Annotated in this window: 15 protein-coding genes; 6 read left to right on the top strand and 9 right to left on the bottom strand. The window is 66.4% G+C overall.

Going from position 1 to position 18,801, the window contains the following annotated elements:
* From ACEQXV_RS10165 to ACEQXV_RS10185, 5 genes are all read right to left on the bottom strand, one after another.
* Positions 1-1,625: acetyl/propionyl/methylcrotonyl-CoA carboxylase subunit alpha (locus ACEQXV_RS10165; RefSeq protein ID WP_370269014.1), on the bottom strand; the 1,625-nt coding region annotated here is incomplete at its 3' end.
* Between the two features lie 127 nt (positions 1,626-1,752).
* Positions 1,753-3,357 carry a carboxyl transferase domain-containing protein gene (locus ACEQXV_RS10170; protein ID WP_370269015.1) on the bottom strand — a complete coding sequence of 535 codons (1,605 nt, stop codon included), beginning with the start codon at positions 3,355-3,357 and terminating at the stop codon, positions 1,753-1,755.
* A gap of 50 nt (positions 3,358-3,407) precedes the next feature.
* Positions 3,408-4,571 (bottom strand): isovaleryl-CoA dehydrogenase, encoded by a 1,164-nt coding sequence (locus ACEQXV_RS10175; RefSeq protein WP_370269017.1) that lies wholly within the window; start codon positions 4,569-4,571, stop codon positions 3,408-3,410.
* A 211-nt stretch (positions 4,572-4,782) separates the two neighbouring features.
* On the bottom strand, positions 4,783-5,982 hold the full coding sequence (locus ACEQXV_RS10180; RefSeq protein ID WP_370250927.1) for a DegT/DnrJ/EryC1/StrS family aminotransferase: 1,200 nt from the start codon (positions 5,980-5,982) through the stop codon (positions 4,783-4,785).
* 32 nt (positions 5,983-6,014) lie between these two features.
* Complete coding sequence (locus tag ACEQXV_RS10185) at positions 6,015-6,680, bottom strand: HAD-IA family hydrolase (RefSeq protein ID WP_370269019.1); 666 nt, start codon at positions 6,678-6,680, stop codon at positions 6,015-6,017.
* Between the two features lie 136 nt (positions 6,681-6,816).
* Here ACEQXV_RS10185 and glmU point away from each other — a divergent pair, with 136 nt between their 5' ends.
* The 3 genes from glmU to ACEQXV_RS10200 are packed head-to-tail and all read left to right on the top strand — an operon-like array spanning position 6,817 to position 10,678.
* The gene (gene glmU, locus ACEQXV_RS10190; protein WP_370269021.1) at positions 6,817-8,181 is read left to right on the top strand and encodes a bifunctional UDP-N-acetylglucosamine diphosphorylase/glucosamine-1-phosphate N-acetyltransferase GlmU; all 1,365 of its coding nucleotides are present in this window, start codon (positions 6,817-6,819) and stop codon (positions 8,179-8,181) included.
* Between the two features lie 2 nt (positions 8,182-8,183).
* Complete coding sequence (gene glmS, locus ACEQXV_RS10195; RefSeq protein WP_370269022.1) at positions 8,184-10,001, top strand: glutamine--fructose-6-phosphate transaminase (isomerizing); 1,818 nt, start codon at positions 8,184-8,186, stop codon at positions 9,999-10,001.
* Positions 9,998-10,678, top strand: a complete 681-nt coding sequence (locus ACEQXV_RS10200) for a DNA alkylation repair protein (RefSeq protein ID WP_370269023.1) — start codon at positions 9,998-10,000, stop codon at positions 10,676-10,678. Before glmS ends, ACEQXV_RS10200 begins: the two co-directional genes overlap by 4 nt.
* 298 nt (positions 10,679-10,976) lie before the next feature.
* On the opposite strand, the gene ACEQXV_RS10205 is transcribed toward ACEQXV_RS10200, so the two are convergent.
* Complete coding sequence (locus ACEQXV_RS10205) at positions 10,977-11,948, bottom strand: threonine dehydratase (protein ID WP_370269025.1); 972 nt, start codon at positions 11,946-11,948, stop codon at positions 10,977-10,979.
* Between the two features lie 118 nt (positions 11,949-12,066).
* On the opposite strand from ACEQXV_RS10205, the gene ACEQXV_RS10210 reads away from it, so the two are divergent.
* Positions 12,067-13,305 (top strand): aspartate kinase, encoded by a 1,239-nt coding sequence (locus ACEQXV_RS10210; RefSeq protein ID WP_370269026.1) that lies wholly within the window; start codon positions 12,067-12,069, stop codon positions 13,303-13,305.
* A gap of 266 nt (positions 13,306-13,571) precedes the next feature.
* Positions 13,572-15,815 (top strand): phosphoenolpyruvate--protein phosphotransferase, encoded by a 2,244-nt coding sequence (gene ptsP / locus ACEQXV_RS10215; protein WP_370269027.1) that lies wholly within the window; start codon positions 13,572-13,574, stop codon positions 15,813-15,815.
* Positions 15,816-15,850: 35 nt separating this feature from the next.
* Here the strand turns inward: ptsP and ACEQXV_RS10220 are convergent, their stop codons facing one another.
* Positions 15,851-16,333 (bottom strand): GNAT family N-acetyltransferase, encoded by a 483-nt coding sequence (locus tag ACEQXV_RS10220; protein WP_370269028.1) that lies wholly within the window; start codon positions 16,331-16,333, stop codon positions 15,851-15,853.
* Between the two features lie 366 nt (positions 16,334-16,699).
* A complete protein-coding gene (locus ACEQXV_RS10225; protein ID WP_370251864.1) occupies positions 16,700-17,176 on the bottom strand; it encodes a GNAT family N-acetyltransferase in 477 nt (158 codons plus the stop codon).
* Between the two features lie 84 nt (positions 17,177-17,260).
* Between ACEQXV_RS10225 and ACEQXV_RS10230 the strand changes: the two genes are divergently transcribed.
* Positions 17,261-17,869: a flavin reductase family protein gene (locus ACEQXV_RS10230; RefSeq protein WP_370251863.1), complete on the top strand. Its 609-nt coding sequence runs from the start codon at positions 17,261-17,263 to the stop codon at positions 17,867-17,869.
* Here the strand turns inward: ACEQXV_RS10230 and ACEQXV_RS10235 are convergent.
* Entirely contained in the window at positions 17,844-18,740 is an 897-nt protein-coding gene (locus ACEQXV_RS10235; protein WP_370269030.1) for a LysR family transcriptional regulator, read from the bottom strand. The two genes, ACEQXV_RS10230 and ACEQXV_RS10235, sit on opposite strands and share 26 nt — an antisense overlap.
* Between the last annotated feature and the right edge of the window lie 61 nt (positions 18,741-18,801).

Genomic DNA, 18,801 nt, shown 5'->3' on the forward strand with positions numbered 1-18,801 from the left:
ACCACTTCGGCAGCGGTCGGCATGCCATCGACGGACCAGCGCCCGCCGGACCGGGTGATCTCGTGCACCGTTCCGTCGATCTCGACCCGGAACCGCCCGACACCAAGGGTCTCGACCGCCGCCGACAACCGCTCGCCGCGATAGTCGAGCGCGACCGACTGCTTCAGCGGCGCCCAGAGGCTGAACCCCTGAAGGTCTGCCATGTCACGATGAATCCCGAGCGCCCCAAGGGCCGCCAGCGCCCGCGTCCTGCTGCACGCCACGGGGTCTGCCGCAAGCTTGTCGAGATCCCGGTCAATAAGCCCGGTATCCACCTCCCCCGCCGCGAAGCCGTCATGGCGCGCCAAGGCACGCAGGAAGGCGAGGTTGGTGACAGAGCCTGCAACCTGCGTGTCCGCCAGTGCCTGATCGAGCCGCTTCAGGGCCACGGCTCGGGTGGGGCCATGCACGATGACCTTTGAGATCATCGGATCATACCATGGGCTGATCGTGTCGCCCGCCCGCACGCCGGTATCGCATCGCGCTCCCTCGGGGAATTGCAGATGCGCCAACGTGCCGGTGGCAGGCAGGAAGCCCTTGGGCACATCCTCGGCATAAAGCCGCGCCTCGAAGGCATGACCCGAAATCGACAGGTCTTCCTGCCGGGCAGGCAGGCTTTCCCCGGCGGCCACGCGCAATTGCCATTCGACAAGGTCGATGCCGGTGATCGCTTCCGTCACCGGGTGTTCCACTTGCAGGCGCGTGTTCATTTCCATGAACCAGAACCCGTCGGGCCGCAGCCCCTTGGAACCGTCGACGATGAATTCGACCGTGCCCGCCCCCTTGTAGCCGATGGCCTCGGCAGCGCGCACGCCCGCCTGCCCCATGGCGGCGCGCATCTCGGCCGTCATCCCCGGCGCGGGCGCTTCCTCGATCACCTTCTGATGACGACGCTGAAGCGAGCAGTCGCGCGCGAACAGATGCACCGCATGGGTGCCGTCGCCGAAGACCTGCACCTCGATATGGCGCGGCTGCTGGACGAACTTCTCAATCAGCACCGCGTCATTGCCGAAGGCCGTCTTTGCCTCGCCCTTGGCACTGGCCAGCGCGTTCATGAAGTCGCCGGGCCGGTCGACCTTGCGCATCCCCTTGCCGCCACCGCCCGCGACAGCCTTGATCAGAACCGGGTAGCCGATGGCATCGGCAGCACCCGACAGGTGTTCAGGGTCCTGGTTTTCACCATGATAGCCGGGAACGACAGGCACGCCCGCCTCCTCCATCAGCTTCTTGGCGGCATCCTTGAGGCCCATCTTGCGGATGGCCTCAGCCGAGGGCCCGATGAAGGTGAGGCCAGCGGCCTCTACCGCCTCAACGAAATCGGGATTCTCGCTGAGAAACCCGTAGCCCGGATGGATCGCTTCCGCGCCCGTGGCCTTTGCCGCGGCGATGAGGACATCGCCCTTGAGATAGCTGTCAGCCGGGGCCGGTCCGCCGATATGCACAGCCTCGTCCGCCATGGCCACGTGCCGCGCCCCTGCGTCTGCATCGGAATAGACGGCCACGGTCCGCACGCCCATGGCGCGGGCCGTTTCCATGACCCGGCAGGCAATCTCACCCCGATTGGCGATCAGGATCTTGGTGAACATCTCAGTGCCCCCTTATGGTCTGTGCCCGGTCCGAAAAATCTTCCCGAAGATTTTTCCGCATTCCCAAAATCCTTCTGGAAGGATTTTGCCGCGCCGAAGAATTTTCCTGAAAATTCTTCATGGCGCGTCACATCCGGAACACGCCGAAGCGCGTTTCCTCGATCGGGGCGTTGAGAGAGGCCGAGAGCGACAGGAACAGAGTCTCGCGGGTCTTTCGCGGATCGATGATCCCGTCATCCCAAAGCCGGGCAGACGCATAGAGCGGATGCGACTGGTGCTCGAACATATCGAGCGTGGGCTGCTTGAACTCCGCCTCTTCCTCTGCCGACCACGTGCCCCCTGCCCGCTCGATCGCGTCGCGCTTCACGGTTGCCAGAACGCCCGCCGCCTGCGGGCCGCCCATGACCGAAATGCGGGAATTGGGCCAGGTCCAGAGGAACCGGGGGGAATAGGCCCGCCCCGCCATGCCGTAGTTGCCCGCCCCGAAGGAGCCGCCCACCAGCATGGTGATCTTGGGAACCTTCGTCGTTGCCACCGCCGTCACCATCTTGGCGCCGTGGCGCGCGATGCCTTCGGCCTCGTATTTGCGGCCCACCATGAAACCGGTGATGTTTTGCAGGAAAACCAGCGGGATGTTGCGCTGACTGCACAGCTCGATGAAATGCGCGGCCTTCTGGGCGCTCTCGCTGTAGAGCACGCCATTATTGGCCACGATCCCGACCGGGCAGCCCATCACGTGGGCAAAACCGCAGATGATGGTTTCGCCGAACCGTGCCTTGAACTCGTCCAGGCGCGAGCCGTCGACCACGCGGGCGATGACCTCGCGGATGTCGTATGGCGTGGTCAGGCTCGCCGGCACCACGCCGAGGATTTCCTCGGGGTCGTAGGCGGGGGCCTCGGGGCTTTGCCAGTCGACCGTCCGGGGCTTGTGCCGGTTGAGGCCCGCGATCGCCTGCCGCGCGAGCGCCAGCGCATGGGCGTCGTCCTCGGCCAGGTAATCGGCAACACCGGAAAGGCGCGTATGCGTGTCGCCCCCGCCAAGTTCCTCGGCACTGACAACCTCGCCCGTCGCCGCTTTCACCAGGGGCGGACCGGCGAGGAAGATCGTGCCCTGTTCCTTCACGATGATGGTCACGTCCGACATCGCCGGCACATAGGCGCCACCCGCCGTGCAGGACCCCATCACAACCGCGATCTGCGGAATGCCCTTGGCCGACATGTTGGCCTGGTTGAAGAAAATACGCCCGAAATGTTCGCGGTCGGGGAAGACCTCGTCCTGCTGCGGCAGGTTCGCACCGCCCGAGTCCACAAGGTAGACGCAAGGCAGGTTGTTCTGCTCGGCAATCTCCTGCGCGCGCAGGTGTTTCTTGACGGTGATCGGGTAGTAGGTGCCGCCCTTCACGGTGGCGTCGTTGCAGACGACCATTACTTCCTGGCCATGCACCCGGCCAATGCCCGCGATGGCGCCCCCGCAGGGGGCGGCCCCGTCATACATGCCGTGGCCCGCCGTCGCGCCGACCTCCAGGAAGGGAGAGCCGGCATCGAGCAGGTTCGCCACCCGCTCGCGCGGCAGCATCTTGCCCCGGCTGAGATGCCGGGCGCGGGATTTCTCGCCACCGCCAAGCGCGGCGGCGGCCGCCGCCTCGCGCACCACGGAGAGAGCCTCCAGATGCGCTGCGCGGTTGGCCGCGAAATCCTCGGAGCCAGTGATAACCTTGGATGTGAGTTTCATCGCGTCCTCCCGGAACGGGACCCCCAGGGCCAGGCCCCGGGGGCGTGGGCTCAGCCCATCGTGTTCATCAATTCGCGGCCCACCAGCATCCGGCGGATTTCCGAGGTGCCAGCGCCGATCTCCATCAGCTTGGCGTCGCGGAAGATGCGGGACACGGGGCTGTCGGACAGGAACCCTGCGCCGCCCATGGCCTGCACCGCCTGGTGCGCCTGCTTCATCGCCTCTTCCGAGGCGTAAAGACAGCAGGCCGCGGCGTCCTGGCGGGTCACATCACCCCGGTCGCAAGCCTTGGCGACCTCGTAGATATAGGCGCGGGCCGAGTTCATGGCGGTGTACATGTCGGCGATCTTGCCCTGCATCAGCTGGAAGCTGCCAATGGGCTGCCCGAACTGCTTGCGGTCGCGCATGTAGGGCATGATCTCATCCAGACAGGCCGCCATGATGCCAGTGCCGATCCCCGCCAGAACCACGCGTTCGTAGTCGAGCCCCGACATCAGCACGCGCACGCCCTTGCCCTCTTCGCCAAGGATGTTCTCGAAGGGCACTTCCACGTCCTCGAAGATCAGCTCTGCCGTGTTCGAGCCACGCATGCCGAGCTTGTCGAAATGCTCGGACGTGCTGAAGCCCACCATCTCCTTCTCGATCAGGAAGGCGGTGATGCCTTTGCTGCCCGCCTCGGGGTCGGTCTTGGCATAGACCACCAGCGTATCGGCGTCACAGCCATTGGTGATCCAGTACTTGGTGCCATTGAGCACGAAGCGGTCGTTTCTCTTCTCGGCGCGCAGCTTCATCGACACCACGTCGGACCCGGCCCCGGCCTCGGACATGGCGAGCGCGCCCACATGGTCGCCCGACACCAGCCGCGGCAGGTATTTCGCCCGCTGCGCGTCGGTGCCGTTCAGCTTGATCTGGGTGACGCAGAGGTTGGAATGCGCGCCGTAGGACAGCGACACCGAGGCCGAGGCCCGGGCGATTTCCTCGACCGCGATGACATGGGCCAGGTAGGACATGCCCGCCCCGCCGTATTCCTCGGGCACGGTGATCCCGAGCAGCCCGAGATCGCCCATCTCTTTCCACAGTTCGGCGGGGAACAGGTTCTGCTTGTCGATGTCCTGCGCCATGGGACGGACACGGTCCTGTGCCCAACGATGCACCATGTCGCGCAGCGCATTCACGTCTTCACCCAGGTCGAACGTCATGCTGGCCATGAACATGCGCAGCCCTCCTCCTTAATTGAACGCTTGTTCATTTACTACGCCGCCACCTGTCCGGAGTCAAAGGAATCCTGACGATGCGACGCTACGGCACGCGTGTGGCAGACCAGAAAACTCTTCGAGAAGAGTTTTCAGATGCGGAAAATTCTTCCCGAAGATTTTTGCGGGCCCGTTCAGAAAAATCTTCGAGAAGATTTTTCGGCCGCCCCGCTCAGCTGGCCAGGGCGATCCGGCTGACTTCTTCGCGGATGATCCGGGCGATCAGCCCGGCATCCTCGACCGAGAAGGTGAGCGGCAGGCGCATGTCCAGAAGCCCCGCCAGGATGCGGTCGGTGTTGGGCAGGCTCTGCGGGCTGGCGTAACGCCAACTGTCATAGCGCGAGGTGAAGGCCACGGGCTCTGCACCGCCGAACCATTTCAGCTCCACTCCGCGGGCTCCGCAGGCTTTCAGCACCTCGCCGATCTGCTCGGGCGAAAACTCCGGCAGCAGGACCTGGATCGAGGATCCGACGATGCTTTCTTCCGCCGGACGCTCGATTACCTTCAGGCCCGGCGTGTTGCGCAAGCCCTCTTCCACGGTGCGATAGAGCAGGTTCCAGCGTTCGATCTGGCGCGGCAGGTCGGCCAGTTGCGGGCGCAGGATCGCGGCGCGCAGGTTATCCATGCGGCCCGACACGTTCGGGGTCACCCATTTGACCTGTTCGAAGGCTTCCGGCGGCGGTGCTGCGCGGTGGCGGGCATAGAGCATGTAGCTGCCCGACAGGATGATCGCGCGGGCCATCAGTTCGGGATCGTCCGAGGTCAGGAACCCGCCCTCGCCCGAGTTCATGTGCTTGTAGGTCTGGGTGGAATAGGCCGCCATGGCGCCATGCCGACCCGAGGGCACGCCGTTCCAGGCCCCGCCCATCGTATGGGCGCAATCCTCGACCACCTTCACCCCGGCCCCGTCGCAGATCTGCATCAAGAGATCCATGTCGCAGATATGCCCGCGCATATGCGAGAGGAGCAGCACCTTGGCATCGCTGTCTGCCACGAGCCGCGCGAGGTGATCGAGGTCGATGGTCAGGTCCTCGGTCACTTCGACGAAAACGGGCTCTGCGCCCACGGCGGCGATCGCCCCGGGCACCGGGGCCAGCGTGAAGCCGTTGGTCAGCACCTTGTCGCCAGGCGCGACACCAAGCGCCCGCAGGGCGCAGCCGATCGCATAACCGCCCGAGGCCACCGCCAGCGCGAATGTCGCGCCGGTATAGGCCGCGAATTCCTCTTCCAGCAGGGCGGTTTCGGCAATCTCGCCCGGCGCGGTGTTATAGCGGTGCAGGCGCCCGCCGCGCAGAACGGCCAGCGCGGCCTCGATCCCCGCCTCGGGGATCGGTTCCTGTTGCGTGAAACTGCCCTTGAACACCTGTGTCATGGACGCAGTCTTGGGCGGCTTCGGCGCGCCCGTCAATCCAGAAGCGCGCGTGCGACATCCAGCATCTGCCCGAAATCTCCCAAAAGCGCATCGGGGGCCATGTCGGCCACGCTTTGCCCAAGCGGGCCGAACGTGACCAGAACCGAAGGCACACCGGCTGCCCGCGCGGTGTCCCGGTCGGTGACGGTATCGCCCACCAGAAGCGAGCGCGCCACCGCACCGCCCGCCTGCTCCACCGCCGCCACGTAAGGCGCGGGATCGGGTTTGCGCGTGGCCAGCGTGTCGGCCCCGATGAGCGAGGCAAAGAGATCGCGCACCCCGAGCCGCTGCAACAGCTGATCGGCCAGAAGCTCTGGCTTGTTGGTGCAGACCCCGACGCGAAACCCGTCCGCCCATAGTGCCTGCACCGCGTCGAGGGCGCCGGGATAAAGCCGCGTGTAGACATCCAGCGCTTCACCATAGGCCGCCAGCAAGATGGGATAGCCGCGCTCGACCTCGCCGGCCACGTCACCATGCCCCATGCGCTCAAGGCTCAGTTTCAGCATGGCCCGCCCGCCCCGGAAAGCGGTGGCGTCGTCCTGGCCCACCCGCAACTGCGGCGCATGCCCCATGGCCTGCATGGCGGTATTGGCCGCTGCGATCAGGTCGGCACTTGTATCGGCCAAGGTTCCGTCGAGGTCGAAAATCACCGTGCGCATGGGCCCTCCTGCGGGTCTGGTTGGGCAGGATTTCGCCGAGCCCTGAAACGAACCGTAAGGGTTTTTGACGGCCTGCCGCCTTGCGCCCCTGCTCTGCTTGCATAATACCGGGTGGGACAAAACGAAAGCAGGTGACATGCAGTCAGTCGAACGGGCTTGCGCCCTCGTCATCCTCGCCGCGGGACAGGGCACGCGGATGAACTCGGAGCGCCCGAAGGTGCTGCACCCGATCGGGGGGGCGCCGCTGGTCGTCCATGCCATGGACGCCGGCGCGGCGCTGGCGCCTGAACGCACCGTAGTGGTGGTCGGTCATGGCGGGGCCGAGGTCGAAACGGCCGTGCTGGCCCATGACGAGACCGCCGTTTGTGTCACGCAGGAGCAGCAGCTTGGCACGGGGCATGCCGTTCTTCAGGCCGCCCCCGCGCTGGCGGGGTTCGAGGGCGATGTCATCGTCCTTTACGGCGACACGCCCTTTATCAGCGAAGATACACTGGCCCGGATGCTTGCCGCCCGCGCGACGCATGACATCGTGGTCCTTGGTTTCGATGCCGCCGCACCCGGCCGCTACGGCCGCCTGGTGATAGAGGGCGACCGGCTGGCCCGGATCGTCGAGGCCAAGGACGCCAGCCCTGGCGAACTGGCCATCACCCTGTGCAATTCCGGCCTAATGGCCGCCGACGCCGCGACCCTGATGGGCTTGCTGGCCGAAGTGGGCAATGACAACGCCTCGGGCGAGTACTACCTCACTGACGTTCCCGCCATCGCCGAAGCCAGGGGCCTGACTGCCACCGCCGTCACCTGCGACGAGGCCGAAACGCTCGGCATCAACACCCGCGCGGAACTGGCCGGGGCCGAGGCGCTCTTCCAGGCGCGCAAGCGGGCCGAGGCGCTGGACAATGGCGTGACGCTCGTTGCGCCTGATACCGTCTTCTTCGCCCATGACACCTTCATCGGGCGGGATGTGGTGGTGGAACCCAACGTGGTGTTCGGCCCCGGCGTCACGGTGGAAAACGACGCGCAGATCCGCGCCTTTTCGCACCTCGAAGGCTGCCACGTCGGCGCGCGCGCGGTGGTGGGGCCCTATGCCCGCCTGCGCCCCGGCGCGGAGCTGGGCAATGACGCGAAGATCGGCAATTTCGTCGAGGTGAAAGCCGCTGAGATCGGCGAAGGCGCCAAGGTCAACCACCTCTCCTATATCGGCGACGCGGAAATCGGCGAGGGCAGCAATATCGGCGCGGGCACCATCACCTGCAACTATGACGGCGTCTTCAAGCATCGCACCACCGTGGGCCGCGATGTCTTCATCGGCTCGAACACGATGCTGGTGGCCCCGGTCACCGTGGGCGACGGGGCGATGACGGGCTCGGGCTCGGTCATCACCAGCGACGTGCCCGCGGGCGACATGGCCCTGGGTCGCGCCAAGCAGGTCAACAAGGCGGGGCTCGGCGCCCGTCTCATGGCGCGGCTTCGCGCGATGAAAGCGGACAAGAAGGGGCAGTAACCATGTGCGGCATCGTCGGAGTTCTTGGCGACCACGAGGTCGCGCCGATCCTGGTCGAGGCGCTGAAGCGGCTGGAATACCGCGGCTATGACAGTGCCGGGATCGCCACCGTGCACGGGGGCCACCTGGACCGCCGCCGCGCCGTGGGCAAGCTGGTGAACCTCTCGGACCTTCTGGTGCATGAGCCCCTGCGCGGCAAGTCCGGTATCGGCCACACCAGATGGGCCACCCATGGCGCGCCGACCGTCGCCAATGCCCACCCGCACCAGGCGGGCCGCGTTGCCGTCGTGCATAACGGCATCATCGAGAATTACCGCGAACTGCGCGAAGACCTCGCGGCAAAGGGCATCGGTTTCACCACCGACACCGATACCGAAACCATCGCGCTTTTATGCGAACACCTGCTCGACACCGGGCTTGCCCCCCGCGCCGCCGCGCGCGAAACCCTGCGCCGTCTCGACGGGGCCTTCGCGCTGGCCTTTCTCTTCGATGGCGAAGAAGACCTGATCGTCGCCGCCCGCAAGGGCAGCCCGCTGGCCGTGGGCTTCGGCGATGGCGAGATGTTCGTGGGTTCCGACGCGATTGCGCTGGCCCCCATGACCGACCGCGTGGCCTATCTCGACGAGGGCGACTATGCCTTCGTCACCCGCGACGGGGCCCAGATCTTCGACGAGGAAGACCGCCCCGCCAACCGCGAGATCCGCAAGATCTCGGCCCAGGCCACCCAGATCGACAAGGGCGGCCACAAGCATTTCATGGCCAAGGAAGTCTTCGAACAGCCCGTGGTGCTGGCCGAGTGCCTGGCCCATTATTCCAAGGGCGACCAGGTCGCGATCCCCGAAGGCACGGTGGATTTCAGCCAGACCGACCGGCTGATCCTCGTGGCCTGCGGCACCGCGCATTACGCCTGCCTGGTCGCGAAATACTGGTTCGAGCAGCTTGCCGGCCTGCCCTGCGACGTCGATATCGCCAGCGAATTCCGTTACCGCGAGCCGCCCGTGTCCGACCGGGCCACCGCGCTCTTCGTCAGCCAGTCGGGCGAAACCGCCGACACGCTTGCCGCGCTGCGCTACTGCGCGGGCAAGGCCGACCGCATCCTGTCGGTCGTGAACGTGCCTGAAAGCTCGATCGCAAGGGAAAGCGACCTTGCGCTGCCAATCCTTGCCGGCGTCGAAGTGGGCGTCGCCTCGACCAAGGCCTTCGTCTGCCAGCTTGCGGTTCTGGCCAATCTCGCCATCCTCGCCGCCCGCCAGAAAGGCTGCATCGACGCCGCGCGCGAGGCCGAGTTGCTGGCCACCCTGCGCGGCCTGCCGGGTCTGGTGAACCACGCGCTCGCGCTCGAAGACCAGATCAAGCGCCACACGGGCGCCCTGTCGCGCGCGCAGACCGTGCTGTTCCTCGGTCGCGGGGCAATGTTCCCGCTGGCGCTGGAAGGGGCACTGAAGCTCAAGGAAATCAGCTATATCCACGCCGAAGGCTACGCGTCGGGCGAACTGAAACACGGGCCCATTGCACTGGTCGACAAGACCGTGCCCGTGGTGGTGATGGCCCCGACCGATGCGCTCTTCGACAAGACCGTCAGCAATATGCAAGAGGTCATGGCGCGCGAGGGCCAGGTCTGGCTGGTCACAGACGCGGCGGGGTCCTCCATGGCGCGCGAAGGCGTCTGGCAGACGCTGGTGATGCCCAATGTGGACCCGCTTTTCGCCCCCATCCTCTACTCGATCCCGGCGCAGCTCATTGCCTATCACACCGCGGTGCACAAAGGCACGGACGTGGACCAGCCGAGGAACCTCGCCAAGTCCGTGACGGTCGAATGACGCCCCGGGACGCGCTTGCCGCGCTTGAGGCGCAGGCTGACCCCGAGCGGGCCGCGCAGATGCGCGCCTATCACAAGATCGACCGCCCCTACCTGGGCCTGTCGAACGAGACCTGCAACGCGCTGGCCGCCGAGTGGCGAAAGGCCCTGTCCTTGGAAGATCGCATGGCTCTCGCCGATGCGCTTTGGCAGACCAACATCTTCGAGGCCCGGATCACGGCGGCGAAACTTCTGGTGCAGGCCCGGATCAGGCCCTCGGACGAGGAGGCCTGGCAGCTGATCCAAAGCTGGCTGCCGGATTTCGACAGCTGGGCCATTGCCGATGCCGTCGCCATGGCCGGCCAGCGCCGCCTTGTGGCCGATCCAACCCGGCTCGACACGGTCGAAGGCTGGACCCTGTCGGATCATATCTGGACCAAGCGCGCCGCCCTCGTCTTCACGCTACCCTGGACGAAACAGCGCCACCCGAAGGTAGAGGAATTGGCCGCGCGCGAGCGTATCCTGGGATGGGCCGCAACCTACATCGAAGACCCGGAATGGTTCATCCAGAAGGCCGTCGCCTGGTGGGTGCGCGATCTCTCCCGGAAAGACCCAGACCGCACCCGCGCCTTCCTCGTCGAGCACGGGGAAAAGATGAAACCCTTCGCCCGCAAGGAAGCCACCAAATACATTCCCTGACATCACCGCAAGCTGCAAACGCGAGTCGGGTCCGGGTCAAGGCGCGCGAATGCGCCCGCCGAAGGCGGCTTGGCCTTGACGCGGGCGCGACTCGCACACAGCCTTGTGATGGTTCTGTTGACGGAAAAATCCCGGCAACAGGACCTCTCAGCAGACTGGCATCACCCTCACAATCAAAACCACCCTCACCCAAGGCAAACCGGACCCAACCGATATCCCGTGGCAACGCGGCTCGACGACGGCCCCGAAGCGGCCCGAGGAGGGCCGCCCCCGCCGCGACGGCGCAAGCCGGCGCAACTCAGACCTCCGGCACATCCCCTTCCAGCACGGTGCGGAACCAACCCATGTCGATATTGCCGCCTGACAGGATCACCCCCACCTTCTTGCCCTTCATCCTCGCGCGCTCCTGCATCAGCGCCGCCAGCGGCGCGGCCCCGGCCCCGTCGGCCAGGTTGTGGGTCGCGGTGTAGTAAAGCCGTATGGCGTCAGCGATGTCCTCCTCGCTCACGCTCACGATCCGCGCCGCGCCCGCGCTGTAGATATCGAACGCCTCCTTCACCGGCACCCGCACCGCCATCCCGTCCGCGAAGGTGCGCGCCGAGTTCGTCTCGACCAATGCCCCCGCCTCGTAGGACAGCTTCGCCGTCTGCGCATGGTCCGACACGACACCCACCACCTCTGTCCTCAGCCCAAACGCATCGCGCGCCAGGATCGTGCCGCAGATGCCGGACCCGCAGCCGATGGGCACATAGACCGTGTCGAGATCCTTCAGCGCCGAGAAGAGCTCATAGCCATAGGTTGCCACCCCGCGCACCAGTTCGCGGTGAAAGGGCGGCACCACGGTCAGCCCCTGGGCCTCGGCCACCCGCATCGCCTCGACGCGCGCGGTGTCGAAATCCTCGCCGAATTCCACCAGAGCGCCGCCATAGCCCCGCATCGCCGCGTTCTTTTCCACCGAGTTGCCCCGGGGCACGTAAATCAGCGCGCGCAGACCTGCCGCCGTCGCCGCCCGGGCCTGGCTCTGGCCGTGATTGCCGCGCGTTGCGGTGCAGATGCCGGGACTCTCGGGATGGTCGCGCCTGAGCCAGTCCATGAAGGTGATGCCCCCGCGCACCTTGAAGGCGCCGGTGGGGGCGTGGTTTTCATGCTTGACCCAGACCTCGGCGCCCGTCGCGGCCGAGAGGCCCGGCCAGTGATATTGCGGCGTGGGCGACATCTGCCCATGCACCAGATCGGCCGCTGCTGCCAGTTCCTCGACCGTGAACCGCATCCCCTGCTCTCCTCGATAATCCATTGCGTCGCACCCTAGCGCCGCCTCCGGCCCTTGTCAGGCCCCCCGCGCGCCCGTATGAAGCGCCCGGAACTCAAAGGGGGACGGCTGGGAACCCATGCCCATTCTCGTGATGAAATTCGGCGGCACCTCGGTCGCCACGCTCGACCGCATCCGCCGCGCCGCCAAGCGCGTGGGCCGCGAGGTCGCCAATGGCTACGACGTGATCGTCATCGTGTCGGCCATGTCCGGCGAGACCAACAAGCTCGTGGGCTTCGTCGAGGAAACCTCGCATCTCTACGATGCGCGCGAATACGACGCGGTGGTCAGTTCGGGCGAGAACGTGACCGCGGGTCTCATGGCGCTGACACTGCAGGAGATGGATATCCCCGCCCGCAGCTGGCAGGGCTGGCAGGTGCCGCTGATCACCAGCTCGGCCCATGCCTCGGCGCGGATCGAGGAAATCCCAACCGCCAATATCAACGGCAAGTTCGGCGAAGGCATGAAAGTTGCCGTCGTCGCGGGCTTCCAGGGCATTTCGCCAGAGGGCCGGATCACCACGCTTGGCCGGGGCGGCTCGGACACGACCGCCGTGGCCTTCGCCGCCGCCTTCGGCGCGGAACGCTGCGACATCTACACCGACGTGGACGGGGTCTACACGACCGACCCGCGGATCTGCGAAAAGGCGCGCAAGCTCGACCGCATCGCTTTCGAGGAAATGCTGGAACTGGCCTCCCTCGGCGCCAAGGTCCTTCAGACCCGCTCGGTCGAACTGGCGATGAAATACAAGGTGCGCCTTCGGGTGCTGAGCTCTTTCGAAGAGCAGTCGGACGAGGCCGGAACCCTCGTCTGCGATGAGGAGGACGTCATGGAAGCCAACGCAGTTGCAGGTGTCGCCTATTCCAAGGACGAGGCCAAGGTCACCCTGGTATCGGTCGCCGACCGCCCGGGCGTGTCGGCGGCCATCTTCGGTCCGCTGGCCGATGCCGGCGTCAATGTCGACATGATCGTGCAGAACATCTCGGAAGAAGGCCGCACCGACATGACCTTCTCCTGCCCCACCAACCAGGTGGCGCGCGCCGAGGTGGCCATGAACGAGGCCAAGGAACGCGGGGAAATCAATTTCCACGACCTGATTTCGGATACCGGCGTCGCCAAGGTGTCGATCGTCGGCATCGGCATGCGCAGCCACGCCGGCGTCGCCGCCAAGATGTTCAAGGCCCTGTCGGAAGAGAACATCAACATCAAGGTGATCACCACCTCCGAGATCAAGGTCTCGGTCCTGATCGACCGCAAGTACATGGAACTGGCCGTTCAGGCGCTCCATGACGCGTTCGAACTGGAAAAGGTAGGCTGACCGGAACGGTTTCCGGCACGAAAACCGGCTGAAATCCGTGCCGGATTTCAAATCCCGCGCCCTGCCGGGCGCAGCCCCGATTTCCGGTGCGGAAATCGTCCGAAATCCGCGCCGGATTTCGCTCCCCGGTGGAAAATGAGGCATTCCCGCTGATCCGCGCGGGTTCGCGCTAACATCCCGCCTTGTCCATTGCGCCTGCCCCGCCGGGCACGCTATTGCTTGGGCAAGGGGAATGGCCCCGCTTGGGATCCAGGGAAAAAGGCTTCATGCCCGAACGGACAGAAACCGAAAGCCGCAAGCTCCTGCGCCGCTTGCAGGCCACCTTGGCCGAGGCTGGCGCGGGCCAGGAACGGCTCGACCGGATCACCCATATCATCGCGGACTCGCTCGGCTGTGAAGTCTGCTCGATCTACCTCTTCCGCGACGCCATCACGCTGGAGCTTTGCGCCACGGAGGGCCTCGCGCAGGGGGCCGTGCACGTAACCCGGCTGCGTGTGGGCGAAGGCCTGGTGGGCCGGGTCGCCAGCCGCATGCGGCCCGTCAACACCGATAACGCACCGGCCGAGCCCGGTTTCCGCTACATGCCGGAAACGGGCGAAGAAGCCTTTTCGTCCTTCCTTGGCGTTCCGATCCAGCGCCTTGGCGAGAAACTGGGCGTTCTCGTCATCCAGTCGCGCGAAGCCCGCGCCTTTTCCGACGACGAAGTCTACGCGCTGGAAGTGGTGGCCATGGTGCTGGCCGAGATGACCGAGCTTGGCGCCTTCGTCGGCGAAGGCGAGGCAATGTCGGCGCGGCACCAGAAATCGGTCGTGATCCATGGCGGCATCGGCCAGGAAGGGGCGGCCGAGGGCCGTGTCTGGCTGCACGAGCCGCGCGTCGTCATCACGAACCCCGTGGCAGAGGACCCGACCGAGGAACTGCGCCGCCTCAACGAGGCGGTGGACCAGCTGCGCGTGTCGGTCGACCAGATGCTGTCGAATGCCCCCAAGGGCGATTCCGAGCAGATCGAGGTGCTTCAGGCCTACCGGATGTTTGCCAATTCCCGCGGCTGGATGCGGCGCATGGAAGAGGACATCGCCCGGGGCCTGTCCGCTGAGGCAGCCGTGGAAAAGGAGCAGTCGGCGGCCCGCGCCCGGATGCAGACCGTGCCTGACGCCTACCTGCGCGAGCGCCTGCACGACCTCGATGATCTGTCGAACCGGCTGTTGCGGCTGCTGACGGGCCAGGGCAAGGACACCGGCGCACAGATGCCCGACAACCCGATCCTTGTGGCCCGCAATATCGGGCCGGCGGAGCTCTTGGATTACGGGCGCTCACTGCGTGGCGTCGTGCTGGAGGAAGGCTCTGTCGCAAGCCACGCCGCCATCGTCGCGCGGGCGCTTGCGATCCCGCTCATCGTTCATGCCGAGCGCATCACCCAGGAGGCGCTGAACGGCGACCCGATCCTGGTCGACGGCGACGCGGGCGTCATTCACCTGCGGCCCGAGGAAACCGTGGCCTCCGCCTTCCGCGACAAGATCGCGATGCGCACCGCCGCGCAGGAGCGCTACGCCTCGATCCGCGACAAACCCGCCGAAACGCTCGATGGGGCGCATATCTCGCTGACCATGAATGCCGGGCTGATGGCAGACCTGCCCTCGCTGCCCTCTTCGGGGGCCGAGGGCGTGGGGCTCTTTCGCACGGAACTGCAATTCCTGACGCGTAATACCGTGCCCAAGCGGGGCGAGCTGGCCGCGCTATATGCCCGGGTGATGGATGCCGCCGCCGGCAAGCGCGTGGCCTTCCGCACGCTCGACATCGGCTCGGACAAGGTGCTGCCCTACATGAAGCCGCAGGACGAGCCCAACCCCGCGCTCGGCTGGCGCGCGATCCGCGTGGGGCTCGACAAGTCGGGCGTCATGCGGATGCAGTTGCAGGCGCTTATCCGGGCAGCCATGGGCCGTCCGCTGACGGTGATGTTCCCCTTCATCGCCCAGTTCGAGGAATTCACCGCCGCGCGCGACCACCTGATGCGCGAACTCGACCGTGAGGCGGCGCTCGGACACACCCTGCCCGAAAGCGTCGAGATCGGCGCCATGCTGGAAACACCCTCGCTGGCTTTCGCGCCCCGGCAGTTCTTCGAACTGGCCGATTTCATTTCGATCGGCGGAAATGACCTCAAGCAGTTCTTCTTTGCCGCCGACCGCGAGAACGAGCGCGTGCGGCGGCGCTACGATACGCTGAACGTGAGCTTCCTGACCTTCCTGGGACAGATCGTGGAACGCTGCGTGGAGACCGATACGCCGGTCAGCTTCTGCGGCGAGGACGCGGGCAGACCCGTCGAGGCGGTGTGTTTCGCGGCCATGGGGCTGAGATCCCTGTCGATGCGGCCCGCCTCGATCGGCCCGGTGAAATCGCTGCTCAGACGCGTGGACCTGCGCGAGGCCCGCGCGGTGATCAACGAAGCCCAGGCCCAGGGCGCGCAATCGGTGCGCCCGGCGGTGATGGAGTGGCTGAAGCGCGCAGGCTGAGGGTCAGAGGATCGCGACCCGGCGGGTCGCGATCCTCAGAGCGTCTCCAGCCGGAATTTCTGAAAACCCGCGCCGGCATCGTCGACCTCGCCCACCGGCACCGCGCCCAGACGGCGCAACGCCCCGAGGTGACGCCGCGAAGGCGGCAGCAGGAAGGTCACGTAGGGAATGCGCGCGTCGTTCCGGGCGAACTCCAGCGCCTTTGCTGCGATCGCCAGCCCGAGGCCGAAGGCCTTGGGCGCCAGCACCAGCCCGAAGTCCCACTCCTCCCCTTCCTTCTGGAACCCGCCCCAGCCGACATAGTCCCCATCCACCGAGAAAGCCCAGTGCCCCAGCCCGTCGCGACCCCAGCAGGCCTCTTTCGCGGCGATGAATGCGGTCACGGTCTCGGCGGTCCATTCGAAGGTCAGAAGCGGCATGTGCTCGGCCACGCGCGGGTCACGCATATGGGCGAGGATCGCCTCGGGCGGGACCTCGGTCAGGCGCAGGAAGCGGATGTCTTGGGCGGGCACAGGCATGGGGCGGCTCGGATTGCTTCGCAGGCCCGGCCCTTAATCCCGCCGCCTGACCCGGTGCAAGCCATCCGTCGATCACAAACGCGTGCCCGGCCAATGGCACGACACCGACCCGGACATCCACGCGGCACCCACCGCGGTCAAAGGCCCGCGCCGCCTTCTTCTTTGCCCAAATACCCACTGCCCACAGCAGCCGGACAACGCAACCGCAGATCCCGGCCACCGCGCGATCCACGGTCCCGTGGCAACGCGCGCCGAGGAGTGCTCCCGCGCAAGCGGGGGTCGACGAGGGGCGCCCCCGGGTCGACGCCGACAGGCGGCGAAACGGCTTTTCGTCTGCTCGCAGGGCCCGCACGCCACCGCCGCCTGTTAGTCCACCCAGCCTGTGACCGGCCCTTCAACCCCGCGCCAGTCGCCGATGCCCAGCACCCGGTCAGGGTTGGTCGGCGGCGGCATGACCACCCCGTCGAGCCGGGCAAAGCCGAAACGCCCGTAATAGGGCGCATCGCCCACCAGCAGAACGCGCGGCCAGCCCAGGTCCCAGGCCCTGGCCAGGCTTTCCTGCATCAGGAGCCCGCCCAGTCCTTCGCCCTGTCGTGTCGGGTGAACGGCAATCGGCCCCAGCAAAAGCGCCCTGTCGCGGCCGACGCGCACCGGCCAGTAGCGAATGGCACCCGCCAGGATATTATCGGGGTCGCGCGCCTGCATGCAAAGCTCGGCCACGGGCGGGACGCCATCGCGCAGGCGATAGGAAGACAGCGCCTCGCGGCCCGGGGCAAAGCACAGGTCATAAAGCGCCTCGACCTCCCAGTAATCCTCCGGTTTCTCCTGCCCGACCCTGTACACCCGCCTGTCCCGACCGATTTTCCTCTGGAACCGGCCCTAGCACGGCGCTACCTCCTTGCCAAACGGATCGGAAAGGGACGCGCGATGTTTTATGAACCCAAGGATGGCCACGGCCTGCCTCACAACCCGTTCAACGCGCTGATCACGCCGCGCCCCATTGGCTGGATTTCCACCCGCGCTTCCGACGGGTCCGACAACCTTGCCCCCTATTCCTTCTTCAACGGGGTCGCCTACACGCCGCCGCAGGTCATGTTTTCCTGCACTTCGGGCAAGCATGACCGCGAGGGGGGCGTGAAGGACAGCGTCGCCAATATCATCGAGACCGGGGTCTTTTGCGTGAACGTCGTGGAATATGCCATGGCCGAGGTCATGAACCAGACCTCCGGTCCCTGGGACAGGGAGGTGGACGAGTTCACGGATGCCGGAATCGAGAAGGCCGCCTGCACCCTGATCGACTGTCCTCGCGTGGCCACGGCCCCGGCCAATCTCGAATGCCGCCTGACCCAGATCGTGAAGATCGAGGGCGAGGCCAATACCGTCGTCTTCGGCGAAGTGATCGGCGTCCACATGCGCGACGACTGCCTGGTGGATGGCATCTTCGATGCCCGCACCTTCCAGCCGGTCGGTCGCATGGGCTACCGCGACTTCACACGCGTGACCGAGCTGTTCACCCTGCGCCGCCCGGGCGAGTAACGCGGGACAGCAGTCCGATCAGCCGCGCAAGGTCACCCTTGGCACGGGCGGGCCGGTCGAGCACCAGCGCGCGCCCCGTCGGGTGTCGCCTGGACGATAGCGGCACGAGGGTGCCTGCGCTCAGCTGTGCTTCCAGCAGGAAGCCGTGCCCCATCAGAACACCCGCGCCCGCCTCGGCCTCGGCGACCGCGAGACTGTAGAGCGAGAAACGCGGCGCATCGGACAGGTCCGGCAGCGTGACGCCCGCGGCATTGGACCAGTCCGGCCAATCGGCGGACCAGCTTTCATCTATCAGCAGGGTTTCGGCCCCGATCCCTCCGGCCGCGCGCACCCGGGCCTCGACCACCGGCGCGGCCACGGGAAAGATCTCGTCCTCGGCCAGCACCAGCCCGCCGGGGCATTCTGCCGGATCGCGCGGGAACAGGCTCAGATCGAAGAGATCGCGGCGCAGGTTGGGGGCGGTTTCCAGCGCGGTGATCGAAAGCTTCACCCCCGGCATCGCCGCACGGATGGCGGCAAGGCGGGGATAGAGCCACAGCTGCGCGACGCTTGGCAGCGCGGCGATGGTGAGGGTCGCGCGCGGCTTCATCTCGCGGATCATCCGCGTCGCCTCGCCGAGTCCGTCGAAGGCCGCCCCCAGAACCGGGGCCACGCGGGCACCGGCTTCGGTCAGGTCCACACCTTGCGCGCGGCGGCGAAAAAGCGGCACGCCAGACCAGGCTTCGACCGCCTTCACATGTTGGGAAATCGCGCCGGGCGTGACCGAAAGCTCCTCGGCCGCGGCCGCGAAGGAGCCGAGCCGCGCGGCGGCTTCGACCGCGCGCAGGGCATTGAGCGCGGGCCCCTTCGGACGTGGTGGTGCGACGGCCATTCCAGCTACCCCTAGATTTTCTAAACTCAATGATAGGAAATCTGGTTTGCCCTGTCACCCC

This window comes from Nioella sp. (assembly GCF_964229645.1).
Taxonomy (GTDB): Bacteria; Pseudomonadota; Alphaproteobacteria; order Rhodobacterales; family Rhodobacteraceae; genus Nioella.

Excerpts from the sequence above, each read along its gene's own strand:
- ptsP (WP_370269027.1), top strand. The coding sequence starts at position 13,572 with ATGCCCGAACGGACAGAAACCGAAAGCCGCAAGCTCCTGCGCCGCTTG.
- ACEQXV_RS10180 (WP_370250927.1), bottom strand. The coding sequence starts at position 5,982 with ATGACACAGGTGTTCAAGGGCAGTTTCACGCAACAGGAACCGATCCCC.
- ACEQXV_RS10185 (WP_370269019.1), bottom strand. The coding sequence starts at position 6,680 with ATGCGCACGGTGATTTTCGACCTCGACGGAACCTTGGCCGATACAAGT.
- ACEQXV_RS10230 (WP_370251863.1), top strand. The coding sequence starts at position 17,261 with ATGTTTTATGAACCCAAGGATGGCCACGGCCTGCCTCACAACCCGTTC.
- ACEQXV_RS10200 (WP_370269023.1), top strand. The coding sequence starts at position 9,998 with ATGACGCCCCGGGACGCGCTTGCCGCGCTTGAGGCGCAGGCTGACCCC.
- ACEQXV_RS10175 (WP_370269017.1), bottom strand. The coding sequence starts at position 4,571 with ATGTTCATGGCCAGCATGACGTTCGACCTGGGTGAAGACGTGAATGCG.
- glmS (WP_370269022.1), top strand. The coding sequence starts at position 8,184 with ATGTGCGGCATCGTCGGAGTTCTTGGCGACCACGAGGTCGCGCCGATC.
- ACEQXV_RS10205 (WP_370269025.1), bottom strand. The coding sequence starts at position 11,948 with ATGCGGTTCACGGTCGAGGAACTGGCAGCAGCGGCCGATCTGGTGCAT.
- ACEQXV_RS10220 (WP_370269028.1), bottom strand. The coding sequence starts at position 16,333 with ATGCCTGTGCCCGCCCAAGACATCCGCTTCCTGCGCCTGACCGAGGTC.
- ACEQXV_RS10210 (WP_370269026.1), top strand. The coding sequence starts at position 12,067 with ATGCCCATTCTCGTGATGAAATTCGGCGGCACCTCGGTCGCCACGCTC.
- ACEQXV_RS10235 (WP_370269030.1), bottom strand. The coding sequence starts at position 18,740 with ATGGCCGTCGCACCACCACGTCCGAAGGGGCCCGCGCTCAATGCCCTG.
- ACEQXV_RS10170 (WP_370269015.1), bottom strand. The coding sequence starts at position 3,357 with ATGAAACTCACATCCAAGGTTATCACTGGCTCCGAGGATTTCGCGGCC.
- glmU (WP_370269021.1), top strand. The coding sequence starts at position 6,817 with ATGCAGTCAGTCGAACGGGCTTGCGCCCTCGTCATCCTCGCCGCGGGA.